An 11697-nucleotide genomic window follows, 5' to 3' on the forward strand; every position below is an offset into this window, starting at 1 on the left:
CTGTCATCCCCGTTCCCTATTCGATGGCTTACCCGAAGGTTTCTCGTCGGTCTTGGCGCCTGCCCAATGTAAAAGTTGCTTGAGCCTTGAAGCGTACATCCCCATCTTCATATCCATGCCGCTCCATATGACCAAGATCGCTTTCGGAGCGAAGAGCCACGCCGATCTCAGATCTTGGTTCGAGAACCGTAGCGAAATGCGCCTGACGACTCGCTATCTCCCCAAACGGCATGAGGAGATGCAGGGCGGCTCCCTTTACTGGATACACAACCACTCTCTGGTGGGCCGCAGCCCTATCAAGGGTTTCGAACAACGTCCTGACGGGCGTTGGTGGATCGAGTTGGAGCCGGTGCTAATACCGGTCTATCCCCGTCCCAAACGCGCGCACCAGGGATGGCGCTACCTCCCGGACGACAAGGCCCCGCGCGATCTGAACGAAGGCGAAGACATCGGCGACGTGCTACCGGGAAAGCTGGCTGGAAAGCTCGAACGGCTGGGTCTGATCTGAGGCAATTGCGGAACATCGACGACCGCCTGATCGTTGACCGGGTAAAGGAGAAATCGATATGCCCGAGCGACAATCCAGACATTCCGACAACGATCTGATCGACAGGATGAAGGAATTCGACACGCCCTCGCAGCAGAGCTCTTCCCGCGGTGAAGTCAACCGGCAGGTCGGATCGCGCGGCGAGCTCAACCGCGCACTCGATCCCGAAAATCGCGAGCCTGAAATCGGTTCGGACAATCCTGCGCAGGATGCCAAGAAGGGTGAGAAAACCCGTCAAGCCATTCAGGACAACCGATCAAGCTGACCCCGGATCAGTTCAAGCGCCGCGCCCAACTGGTGGGGCGTTTGCATATCAGGCGGCAGCGGTTCTTTCCGCCACGCGCCGCAGCGCGTTGACGTAGGCTTCAGGTGGCTGCGCGCCGGGGATCATGAAGCGCCCCTCTATGATCATCGCGGGGACCCCCGTGATGTTCATTTCCATCGCGGCCCGTTCTTCGACGCGGGTTTTTCGGGCCAATTCTTCCTCGTCCAACGCAAAACTCGCAGCCTCACGGTCGAGACCGATCTCCTCGATAATTTCTAGCAAGACCTTCCGCTCACCAATGCGTCGTCGATGATTGAAATGCGCCGCAAACAACGCGAGCTTCAGCTTCGTTTGAGCATCCGGTCCATGTTTCTCCAGCGCCCAGGTCAGCAGCTTGTGCGCTTCGAACGTGTTCCACATCATTGCATCCGGAGCGGGTTCTTCGCCTTTGTAATCGAGTGAAACCCCAGCCGCCTCCGCTGCCTCGCGCATCTGCTCCTGCACCTCCCGGGACTGCTCGACAGTACGCCCATATTTTCGGGCGATATGCGCCGTACGCTCTTCGCCATCTTCGGGCATATCGGGATTGAGCTCGAACGCATGCCAGCGGATATCCGCCTCGATTTCACCTTCGAGCTGGTCGAGCGCTTGCGAGAGGTTTCCCCAGCCCACGAGGCACCAGGGGCACATCACGTCGGACCAGATGTCGATCGAGAGCCTGCGTGGTTCGCTCATCTTGAAATCCACCATTCCATCAGGTGGTGCGCAATAGCATGTGGCGGCGGAGCTACGAAGGGTCCGTCCCCCTGCAGCGCTGCAATCACATCCTCCCGCGAATACCAACCTATCTCCGCCATCTCGGTCTCGTCGATCGTCAATGAATCGTCATCGGCGTAGGAATGACAGCCGATCATCAACTGGCTGGGAAAGGGCCAGGGTTGGCTCGCGACGTAAGTCACATCGCGCACGCGAACACCGCTCTCCTCGAGGACCTCGCGTGCGACCGCTTCTTCGATGCTTTCGCCGGGTTCAACGAAGCCTGCCAGCGCCGAAAAGCGTCCTTCCGGCCAGCCGAGGCCCCTGCCCAGCATCAGGCGCCCTTCGTTCTCGACCAGCATGATCGTAACCGGATCGGTCCGCGGGAAATGGCTTGCGCCGCACGACGCGCAATCGCGCTGCCATCCCCCTTTTGCCAGTTTCGTATCACCGCCGCATTGCGCGCAGAAGCGATGTCTCGCGTGCCAGTCGACGATGCTGCGCGCACCGCCGTAAAGCGCCAGATCGTCAGCGGTGAGCGTCGCCATGAGCGACCAGAGTTGCGGATTGGCAATTCGCGGCGAAGCGTCCCCGCGTGACGGAACGGCAGCAAAACAGGCCTTGCCCTCATCCAGCCCCAGGAACACGAGTTCGGCATCTTCGGGTACATCCGCCAATGTCCCGTAGGCCAACCGCCCATCGTCTCCCAGTGCAGGCATCAGCCCGTCGAGCGCGAGCAGCCGGGCCTTCCAGTTCATATACCCGGCCAGGCGCTCCGGATCGGCGCGGACATGGTCAGCACGGTCCAGTCTCGATCCCGTGAAGGAAAGAATAATGGCTCAGGCTCCCTGCATTGCGGCGAGGTCGGACAGCACAGCCTTGGGGAAGCCTTCATGGATAGGATAGGCTTCGGACGGCATATACTGCGTCATCATGGTGGCGCGCAGGTTGGCCTTGTGACTGACGAAGCCCACCGTTCCGGCAGCTCCGCCCCACCCATAGGCGTCGTTGTTGACCCGGCCACCCGCACCGAAGCCCTGTCCTTCGATCCATGTGCCTTTCGTGGTCGCGGTTTCGGGTAGCAGATTGGAGGTCCCAACGCGCACGGCCAGTTCGCCCATCACGCGGCGTCCATCGATTTTGCCATATCCAAGCAGCATCTGGAGGAAACGGTCATAGTCGCGCGGGCTGGAGACAAGGCCTGCCCCGCCGAACGGAAATGCCGGTTCGTCGAGATAGACCGACGAGTCTGCCGGATCCATCGGCAAAGGCACGCCGCCCATAATACCGTAGTTGGTGGTGAACCGATCTACTTCGCTTTCAGGGACACGGAACCAGGTACTGGTCATACCGGTCGGCTCGAAAATGGCGGTGCGCAGGAATTCGTCGAACTTCATTCCGCTGGCGACCTCGATCACACGGCCCAGAAGATCCAGACTGACCGAATAGCTCCATTTCGTACCCGGTTGCAGCACGAGCGGCAGTCGGGCCAGATTGTTGGCGAACTTGTCGAGGCCCCGGATGGCCTCTTCACGGCCCAATCCCGGGATTGGTAAGCGGCTAACCTGACCCGGCACAATCCCAAATCTGACATATTGCTCTCGGATCGGACCTTTTTGCACGATGCTGTAGCCAAAGCCCGCCGTGTGGGTGAGCAGGTGGCGTACCGTGATCGGCCGCTCTGCCGGGACCAAATCGGTGACCGAACCGTCATAGGTTTTCTGGACCATCATGTTCGAGAACGCCGGCAGGACTTCGGCGATCGGCTGGTCGAGGCCCAGCTTGGCGTCATCGATAAGCATCATCGCGGCCATGCCGGTAATCGGCTTGGTCATCGAGTAGATGCGATAGAGGCTGTCCGCATCGGCGCGCGTGCTTCCGCCCAAGGCTAAATTGCCGCGTGCGATGTAGGTCGGGTCCTGTCGGCCCCACCCCAGCGCGGCGACCATGTTGGCCACTTTACGTTCGCCGACGTATTTATCGACCATCGAAGCGACATTGCGCCAAGCGATACCCGAATTACCCTGAGCCAGCGCCACCCTGCCCATCGGCGAGCCGGCCAGCGCCGCGCCGGCTGTCAGCCAGGCTCCACCGCGTAGAAGCGAACGTCGCGAAAATTCCGATACGGCGAAGTCACGATAAGCCATCTACAATCCTCATCCTCAAATGTGCGGCGCTTTGATGCGGATTAGAGCCTGAACGGTCAATTGCGAAACGAAACTCTTGCATAGGCAAGGTGATTTACCCATATAGGACACATGCTCAACCTGCTTTCCATACTCTTCGGGATTGTCTCGCTCGTCATCGTTATCCCGGCAACCATTCCCTTTCTCGGCTGGGCCAACTGGTTCGCCTTGCCATTGATCGTGATCGGCATTGTCCTCGGGCAGATTTCGTCGAGCAATTCCGGACGCAATTTCAACCTGATCGTGCTGCTTGTCGCGGCCGTCCGTTTGACGTTGGGCGGCGGGATTTTCTAGGCCAGCGCCAGCCGCGCCGCCTTTGCGAAAAGCGTGGGAAGCCCCGCGTCTTCCAGCCTGTCGATCGGCCACCAAACGCCCTCGCCTTCCGGTATGGCCGAGCCACGATAACGCTTTACCGACAATTCCAGCGTAAAATGCGTGAATGTGTGCCGCACAAGGCCCGAATGCTCCCAATTTCCCTGGATGGGAGGCGTCCCAGCTCCATCGCCGCGGACCGACCAACCATCGTCGGGCAGGCTTCGCATACCGCCAAGCATTCCCTTCCCTTCACGCTTTACCAGCCAGACAGCGCCATCGAGTTCGATCCAGTAGGCTTCCCCGATCCGAATCGGCTTGGCCTTCTTGGGCGCCTTCGCAGGTAAAGTCGCGGGATCGCCTTCGGCCCTACCGCGACAGTCTTTCTCCAGCGGACACAAGAGGCACTTCGGATCGCGAACGGTGCAGATGTTCGACCCCAGGTCCATCATCGCCTGTGCGAAATCGCCCGACCGCTGCGAGGGAGTTATACTCTCGGCACAAGCACGAATGGCCTTCCTTACCCCGGGTAATGATTCGGTCAGCGCGAACAGCCGCGCGACCACCCGTTCGACATTGGCATCGACCACGACTGCGCGGCGTCCGAATGCGATCGCTGCGACGGCAGCTGCTGTGTAGGGACCAAGGCCCGGCAGTTGCCGCAACTCTTCTTCCGTATCCGGAAAACCGCCTCGCACGGCTAATGCTCGTGCTGCCTTCACGAGGTTGCGCGCGCGCGAATAATAGCCAAGCCCCGCCCACGCTGCCATGATGTCCTCTTCCGGCGCAGCGGCTAGCGCCTCGACGCTTGGCCAGCGGCGCGTGAAGGCCTCGAAATAGGGTTTCACCGCCGCAACGGTCGTCTGTTGCAACATGATTTCCGACAGCCAGACCCGGTAGGGATCGGGCGCCGCTTCGCCTGGCCTCGCCCGCCATGGAAGGTCGCGAGCGTTGGCATCGTACCAGTCGAGCAATTTTTCGGAGACTATGGCGGCCACGCGCCGCCTATGGCATGAGCACTGGAGCAATGGAAAGCGACAAACCGAAAAGCGGGACCAGGACGCCGAAGAAGTCGCCCCGGCCTTACGAACGTCCACGCGGGGGTCAGGCAAAGGCAATCTCGGACCTCATGCCGCAAATCGGCCGCCCGGCATTCCGGCGGTTCGGCTTCGTGCAAAGCTCGGTCGTGAGCCGCTGGCCCGAGATCGTCGGCGAGATTCATTCGCGGGTGTGCACGCCCGAAATGATCCGCTTCCCTCGCGGCGAGAAATCCGAAGGCATACTGGAACTGGTGGTGCTTCCTGCCCACGCCCCTCTGATCCAGCAGGTCCTCCCGGAAATTACGGAGCGAGTGAACCGCTTTTTCGGTTACAAGGCCGTTGCCCGGATCAAGTTGCGGCAAGGCGCCGTTAAGCCTCCGGAGGACAGAAGTAAGACCAAGGCTCCGCCATCCCTGAAGCCGATACCGATAGAACTGGGAGATAGCCTGCGCGATATCGGCGACCCGGAATTGCGCGCTGTCCTCGAATCCGTGGCGCGCGGTCTCGGATCACAGGGTGAGAATGGGAACAACTGACTTGAAGAAATTCGCATATCTGAAGAAGCCATTTTTGTTCACTTCAGCGGCCGCGATGGCTGCGACTGCGGCTGCGCAAAGCGCTCCTCTGCTCGAACCCCAGAAAAAGGTTCCCTGGGGCGCCATGGTGACGGAAACCGAAGGTGGCCACCTGATCGGCAATCCTGATGCCAAGGGAAAGCTCGTGGAATACATGAGCTATACTTGTTCCCACTGCGCCGAATTTGCGCGGACCGGCGAAGGTGCGATCAAACTGCTCTACGTGCCAACCGGCAAAGTTTCCTATGAAATCCGTCACCTGATCCGCGATCCCGTGGATCTGACGGCCGCCCTTGCGGCCCAGTGCGGCGATCCAATCAAATTCCCCGGAAACCACGAGGCCTTGATCCTGAAGCACGACGAATGGATGGCCAAGGCCCGAACGGTGACACAGGCTCAAAAGGCTCGCTGGAGCTTCGGAAGTTTCGGCAGCCGTGCCCAGGCAATTGCAAGCGATCTGGATTTCTACCAGATAATGGAAAAGCGCGGCTATTCACGCGCCTCGCTCGATCGGTGCCTGACGGATGAAGCCAAGGCAAAATCGATTGCCGAACAAAGCCAGGCGGATATCGAAGCTCACTCTCTCAGCGGAACTCCCACATTCATCATGGGCGGCAAGAAGATCGATGCTCACGACTGGACCGGTGTACAGCCGCATCTGGACAAGTTTTTCCGCTAGTACGAATTGGCTCACCAATTCATTTTGCCGGTGACAGCCCTGTGGACACGCCCGAGGCCCAGCTTCACCTTACCGACCCCATGACTTAGCCTTATCGACCGATGAAAGAGGATTTACGATGAACCGCCGCTTGAGTTTCGTATTTGCCGCCCCCCTTGCGCTCACCCTCGCATCTTGTGGTGACAGCGCGCAAGAGGCCGATGAAACAGCCCTCGAGGGCGAAGCCATCGCCGATATTGCGGCTCCTGAGGGCCAGAGCTGGCTCGAAACCGCAAGTGAAACGGAAGAAGGTGGCTTTGTAATCGGTAATCCGGAAGCTCCCTTGAAGCTGGTCGAGTACGCCAGCCATACTTGCGGCGCCTGTGCCTATTTCGCAGAGAATGGATCCGCACCGCTTCAGGAAAATTACGTCCAGTCCGGGGTGGTGAGTTACGAAATCCGCCCGTTGTTGCGCGATCCGCTCGACGTGACGATCTCCACCCTGGCCCGTTGCGGTTCACCCGAAAGCTTTCACGCCCTCGCAGACCAGGCTTGGGCGTCGCTATCCGAATTCAGCGATACGTTGCAATCGAATGGCGCGGCATATGAAGCAGCCATGTCCGCTCCGCCCGAACAGCGTTTCGTGCAGCTCGCACAGGCGGCCGGCCTGATCGATTTCTTCGCTGCGCGCGGCATCTCTGCCGATCAGGCACGCACCTGCCTCGCAGATGGCGACGCGATCAATGCGATGGCGGAAAAGTCGAGCGAGGTCGCCGCAGCCAACAGCGTCACCGGTACGCCGACCTTTTTCCTCAACGGCCAGCGACTCGACGCGAACCAATGGCAGGCACTCGAGCCGATCCTTCAGCGCGCCGGCGCGAGGTAAGCCCGGCTCGGGGGGCTGACAGCGATGCTCATCAAACAGCTCAGGCTGAGCGGTTTCAAGAGCTTCGTCGAACCCTCCACCTTGCGCATCGAACCAGGGCTGACCGGTGTGGTCGGCCCCAATGGTTGCGGCAAATCCAACCTGCTCGAAGCGATCAGATGGGTGATGGGCGAAAATTCGCCCAAGTCCATGCGTTCGGGTGGGATGGAAGATGTCATCTTCGCGGGCACGGCCAGCCGCCCTCCCCGCGATTTTGCCGAAGTGGTGCTGTCTGCCGAAGATGACCAGGGCGAGGAACTGGAAGTCGTCCGCCGGATCGAACGCGGTGCGGGCAGTGCCTATCGCGTTAACGGCAAGGATGTCCGCGCGAAGGACGTTGCCCTCGCTTTCGCAGATGCCGCGACCGGAGCGCATAGTCCCGCGCTCGTAAGCCAAGGCAAGATAGCTCAAGTAATCGCAGCCAAGCCAACCGAGCGGCGGATGATGCTGGAAGAGGCTGCAGGGATTGCGGGTCTCCATGTCCGCCGCCGCGATGCCGAGAGCAAGTTGCGACAGACCGAGACCAACCTTGCGCGGCTCGAAGACCTGATGGCGGGACTCGACAGCCAGATCGCTTCGCTCAGGCGGCAAGCCAAGCAAGCCGAACGCTATCGCAAACTCTCTGACGACATCAAAACCGCCGAGGCACGCTTGGTCTATGCCAGGTGGCGCGACGCGGCCACGGCGGCCGAGGAGGCGAAGAAAGCGGCAGACGAGGCCAATAGCCGGGTATCCGCGGCGCAGGTGGCGGCAGACGAGGCCCAGAAGGCGCAGCGCGCTGCCGCCGAGGCTTTGGCCGAAGCCAGAGAAGAGCATGCCGACCGGCGCGACGATGCAAGTGCGCATGGTCACCGCATGGCAGCATTGACCACTCAATTGGAGGCAGCCGAACAGCGGCTCGCCGATCTCGAACGCCAGAAGAACCGGCTCGAGGAGGATCGCGGTGATGCCGACCGGCTTACCAGGGATGCTGCCCAAGCTCTGGCTCGACTCGAAAAAGAGCTTGCGGAAAGCGAAAAGAAGCTCGCCGCAGATGAGGAACGGCGACCCAAACTCCTCGCACAGCAAGAGGATGCCGAGCGCGCCAGCCGGGCGGCTGAACTCGCACTCGCCAAGGCTACGGCGGATAATGCGGGCGTCGAGGCGGAGTGGCGCGTGGTCGAAGCCGAGGTGCAGCAGGCGAAGACTCGATTGGAGCGGGTCGAAGCCGAGGGACGCCGAATTGCGGAGCACCGCGAAGCTTTGCTCGGCGAGGACTTGGATGGTGCCGTTGAAAGTGCCCGGAAGGACGCCGAAAGCGCTGCCGCCGAGGTCGAGGCCAGGCGCAATGCGATAGAGGAATTGCAGGGGCGCAAGGCCGCGTTGCAGGCGGATCGCGATGAGGCCGCAAGCGCCTATTCCGCCGCAAAAGCCGAACTGGCGGGCGTGCAGCGCGAATATGATGCTTTGAAACGCGACCGGGAGGCCCGCGAAAGGGCGGCGGCAAAGCGGTCGGGTCGCCAGCAGGCAATCGACGGACTGCGCGCCGGGAAAGGCTATGAACGCGCAGTCGCCGCAGCCCTGGGCCGAGACGGCAAGGCGCTGCTGGGCCTGCCCGATGAGGGGAGCGAGGGCCGGTACTGGACGGGGGCGGAAGTGCCGAAAAAGGTTTCGGACAGCCTCGCAGACCATCTCGTGGAATGTCCCGAAGAGCTACGCGCACCGCTCAGCCTCGTTCATGTTACCGAGCGCGACGACGGCCGCAAGCTCGCGCCGGGCGAAAGCCTCGTCACGCTGGACGGGAAGCTGCGACGCTGGGACGGCCTCGTAGTGCGAGGCGAAGGTGCTGCCGAGGCGGCACGGCTCGAAGCGGAAAACCGCTTTGCCGAACTCGAAAAACTGGTTCCCGAACTGCAGGATGCCGCCGATCGTGCCGAGGCCGCACAGGCCAAAACCAGCGATGCCCTTTCGACACTCCAGCGTGATCTTGTCGCGGCGGAGCGTGCTTTCTCCTCCGCAAGCGAGGCTGAGCGCCACGCACTCCGCGCACTCGACCAGGCCGAAGCGACGCGCGAACGCATCGCAGCACGGCTTGCCGAATTGGAGCATGCGGAAAAGGACCATGCGGAACTCGTCACAGCGGCCAAGTCCGATCTGGAATCGGCCAAGGTAAAGCTCGAGGCGCTACCCGATCCGGAAGCTGGCCGCGCTTCACTCGAAGCTGCGCGTGCGAAGAACGAGGCCGCCCGTTCCGCATTGCAGGCGCGTGCAGCCGAACTTGCGTCACATGACCAGTCGCTCGCGGTCGCCCGCGAACGCGCCGCATCGCAGCGCAGCGATATGGCGAACTGGCAGACACGCTCGAGCGAGGCTGCACGCCGCCTGTCCGACACGGCCCGCCGGTTCGAGGAAATCGAGGAACAGCGTGCCATTTTTGCCGCCAAGCCCGAAAGCCTGATACGGGAAATCGAACAGGGCGATACCGTCCGCGAGCGGCTGGGAGCCGAGCTCGCCGAAGCCGAGAAGGCGGTGGCGGCTGCGAACGAGGTGGCGCAGGCAGCCGACCGCGCCTTTGCGGCCGCAAACGAGACGCTTTCCGAAGCGCGCGAGAACCGGGCTGGACTGTCGGCCCGGGCCGAAAACCAGGATGCCCGGCGCATCGAAATGGCGCGGATATCGGGAGAGCGGTTCCAGTCCCCTCCCCCGCTTTTGCCGAAAAAGTTCGAGTTTGAGGAAGGATCGGTCCAATCTGCCGATGCCGAAGGCGAGGAAATGGATCGCCTCACCGCCAGCCGCGAACGGATCGGCCCGGTCAATCTCGTCGCCGCGGACGAACTCGAGAAAATCGAGAGCGAGCACGGCACCAATGCCGCCGAGCAGGAGGAATTGCGCGAAGCGGTCAACCGGCTGCGCGGTTCGATCGGCAATCTCAATCGCGAAGGACGCGAACGTTTGCGCGAAGCGTTCGGGAAGGTGAACGACCATTTCAAGCATCTGTTCGCCCGCCTCTTCGAAGGCGGAGATGCGCATCTCGCGCTGATCGACAGCGACGATCCCCTGGAAGCGGGGCTCGAGATTTTTGCCCAGCCGCCCGGAAAACGGCTCCAGTCGCTAACACTGCTTTCCGGGGGCGAACAGGCGCTGACCGCAACGGCGCTGATCTTTGCGCTGTTCCTCACCAACCCCGCCCCGATCTGCGTACTCGACGAGGTCGACGCGCCGCTGGACGATGCCAATATCGATCGCTTTTGCGACCTGCTGGAAGCGATGGTGAAGGAAACCGACACGCGCTATCTCATCGTGACGCACAACGCGGTCACCATGAGCCGGATGCACAGATTGTTCGGTGTCACGATGATCGAGAAGGGCATCAGCCGGTTGGTAAGCGTGGACCTGGGCGGAGCCGAGGAACTTCTGGCTGCGGAATAGGCAGCGGTTGACACCGGCGACGGATGTTTCAGGGCGGCGATTCCAGCCACTGCATGGCACGGGTAACGCAGTTTCCAGACCCGTGACCTTTCGCAGGTCTTTTGGTATTTCAGGATGTTACGGACGTTTTTGGCGCAGGCACTGTGACTTTTAAAAATGGGTCCGGTCATGTCCTGTTCTTTGCGCGTGCCAAGGTTCGCGGCAGCGCGGCACACTGGCCGCACGCAACTTCGGCCCATATTGCCAAGCCTCGAAATCCTGGAACAGGCCCCGCATTACCGCGGGGCGCGCGTGTAGGACAGAGGCGTCAGACGGCACAGCTGACGGACGGCGACCCGCGCTCTGCGGGCTGGCCAGATCGGCTTTGTCGGTCGTGAAGCCACCCACCTCCCATCCCCGTCACACCAAGCTTGACCCGGGGCTGGGGCTTCACTTCAATCTTGCCGACGAAAAGAAGCACCACCCCGGATCAAGTGTGCTTTGCACAGCTTCGCTTCCCGGGGTGACGTATGGTCTGCTTTGGGGTGTATTCCGTTGAAAAAATCGCCGTTGGCTGCGTTGGTTTAGCTCCCCGGATCGAGGGCGAGTGAGGCCGCTGCCTCTCTCAGGCGGTGGCGAGGCCCGGCATGGGCCGCATCTTGGCCAGTTTCCGGAGGTTCTGGGCTGCGGCGGCGAGGTGGAACTCGTCTTTTGCTCCGTTGGGACCGCGCAGACGCAAGCGGTCCAGCTTCAGGATCCGCTTGAGGTGCGCAAAGAGCATCTCGACCTTCTTTCGCTGGCGACGTGAGACGAGATAGGCGTCACTTTTGGAGATATCGCGTGCCAGGTCGCGTGCGCCTTCGTGGACCGAGCGCACGATCTTGCGGGTCGCCGTGCGGGGTGCGCTGTAGCGCGACATTCTGGATGAGAAGCAGCGACGATCAAGTTGAGAAGCGATGACCGCGACGCGGTATTGTTTGTCGTGTTTGATTGTCGCTGGCAAGCCTTATGTCGCGGGCTGATTGTCGCTGAGCGACACGACCGTG

General features: G+C 61.4%; 11 protein-coding genes and 1 pseudogene. 7 read left to right on the forward strand and 5 right to left on the reverse strand.

The genetic code is table 11. The features are described from left to right. The first annotated feature begins 115 nt into the window (after window positions 1-115). Window positions 116-508, forward strand: coding sequence for a DUF1489 family protein (locus tag AC13CE_RS03305; RefSeq protein WP_482971463.1), 393 nt, complete (start codon window positions 116-118; stop codon window positions 506-508). A 58-nt stretch (window positions 509-566) separates the two neighbouring features. Continuing rightward, a complete protein-coding gene (locus AC13CE_RS03310; protein WP_482971464.1) occupies window positions 567-812 on the forward strand; it encodes a hypothetical protein in 246 nt (81 codons plus the stop codon). 48 nt (window positions 813-860) lie between these two features. Here AC13CE_RS03310 and AC13CE_RS03315 read toward each other — a convergent pair whose 3' ends face one another. The 3 genes from AC13CE_RS03315 to AC13CE_RS03325 all read right to left on the reverse strand — a co-directional run bounded on the left by AC13CE_RS03315 (window position 861) and on the right by AC13CE_RS03325 (window position 3715). Next, window positions 861-1547, reverse strand: coding sequence for a DsbA family oxidoreductase (locus AC13CE_RS03315; protein ID WP_482971465.1), 687 nt, complete (start codon window positions 1545-1547; stop codon window positions 861-863). After that, window positions 1544-2326, reverse strand: a complete 783-nt coding sequence (gene nudC, locus AC13CE_RS03320; RefSeq protein WP_482971466.1) for an NAD(+) diphosphatase — start codon at window positions 2324-2326, stop codon at window positions 1544-1546. Before nudC ends, AC13CE_RS03315 begins: the two co-directional genes overlap by 4 nt. Window positions 2327-2407: 81 nt before the next feature. Next, window positions 2408-3715: a serine hydrolase domain-containing protein gene (locus AC13CE_RS03325; protein ID WP_482971467.1), complete on the reverse strand. Its 1308-nt coding sequence runs from the start codon at window positions 3713-3715 to the stop codon at window positions 2408-2410. A gap of 111 nt (window positions 3716-3826) precedes the next feature. Between AC13CE_RS03325 and AC13CE_RS03330 the strand changes: the two genes are divergently transcribed. Then, window positions 3827-4048, forward strand: coding sequence for a hypothetical protein (locus AC13CE_RS03330; RefSeq protein ID WP_221541328.1), 222 nt, complete (start codon window positions 3827-3829; stop codon window positions 4046-4048). Here the strand turns inward: AC13CE_RS03330 and AC13CE_RS03335 are convergent. Beyond that, window positions 4045-5064 (reverse strand): A/G-specific adenine glycosylase, encoded by a 1020-nt coding sequence (locus AC13CE_RS03335; protein ID WP_482971468.1) that lies wholly within the window; start codon window positions 5062-5064, stop codon window positions 4045-4047. The two genes, AC13CE_RS03330 and AC13CE_RS03335, sit on opposite strands and share 4 nt — an antisense overlap. A gap of 14 nt (window positions 5065-5078) precedes the next feature. On the opposite strand from AC13CE_RS03335, the gene AC13CE_RS03340 reads away from it, so the two are divergent. From AC13CE_RS03340 to AC13CE_RS03355, 4 genes are all read left to right on the forward strand, one after another. Beyond that, window positions 5079-5642 carry a DUF721 domain-containing protein gene (locus AC13CE_RS03340; protein WP_221541326.1) on the forward strand — a complete coding sequence of 188 codons (564 nt, stop codon included), beginning with the start codon at window positions 5079-5081 and terminating at the stop codon, window positions 5640-5642. 1 nt (window position 5643) lies between these two features. Next, window positions 5644-6360 carry a thioredoxin domain-containing protein gene (locus AC13CE_RS03345; protein WP_482971469.1) on the forward strand — a complete coding sequence of 239 codons (717 nt, stop codon included), beginning with the start codon at window positions 5644-5646 and terminating at the stop codon, window positions 6358-6360. A gap of 118 nt (window positions 6361-6478) precedes the next feature. Next, window positions 6479-7225, forward strand: coding sequence for a thioredoxin domain-containing protein (locus AC13CE_RS03350; protein ID WP_482971470.1), 747 nt, complete (start codon window positions 6479-6481; stop codon window positions 7223-7225). A gap of 24 nt (window positions 7226-7249) precedes the next feature. Then, window positions 7250-10672, forward strand: coding sequence for an AAA family ATPase (locus AC13CE_RS03355; RefSeq protein WP_482971471.1), 3423 nt, complete (start codon window positions 7250-7252; stop codon window positions 10670-10672). A gap of 604 nt (window positions 10673-11276) precedes the next feature. Here the strand turns inward: AC13CE_RS03355 and AC13CE_RS03360 are convergent. Next, window positions 11277-11585, reverse strand: a pseudogene (locus AC13CE_RS03360) (transposase); the annotation flags it as partial. Between the last annotated feature and the right edge of the window lie 112 nt (window positions 11586-11697).

It is taken from the genome of Qipengyuania sp. B-5 (assembly GCF_056857815.1).

Coding starts and splice junctions, on each gene's coding strand:
- AC13CE_RS03340 (WP_221541326.1), top strand. CDS start 5,079: ATGAGCACTGGAGCAATGGAAAGCGACAAACCGAAAAGCGGGACCAGG.
- AC13CE_RS03330 (WP_221541328.1), top strand. CDS start 3,827: ATGCTCAACCTGCTTTCCATACTCTTCGGGATTGTCTCGCTCGTCATC.
- AC13CE_RS03310 (WP_482971464.1), top strand. CDS start 567: ATGCCCGAGCGACAATCCAGACATTCCGACAACGATCTGATCGACAGG.
- AC13CE_RS03355 (WP_482971471.1), top strand. CDS start 7,250: ATGCTCATCAAACAGCTCAGGCTGAGCGGTTTCAAGAGCTTCGTCGAA.
- AC13CE_RS03325 (WP_482971467.1), bottom strand. CDS start 3,715: ATGGCTTATCGTGACTTCGCCGTATCGGAATTTTCGCGACGTTCGCTT.
- AC13CE_RS03315 (WP_482971465.1), bottom strand. CDS start 1,547: ATGAGCGAACCACGCAGGCTCTCGATCGACATCTGGTCCGACGTGATG.
- nudC (WP_482971466.1), bottom strand. CDS start 2,326: ATGAACTGGAAGGCCCGGCTGCTCGCGCTCGACGGGCTGATGCCTGCA.
- AC13CE_RS03305 (WP_482971463.1), top strand. CDS start 116: ATGCCGCTCCATATGACCAAGATCGCTTTCGGAGCGAAGAGCCACGCC.
- AC13CE_RS03350 (WP_482971470.1), top strand. CDS start 6,479: ATGAACCGCCGCTTGAGTTTCGTATTTGCCGCCCCCCTTGCGCTCACC.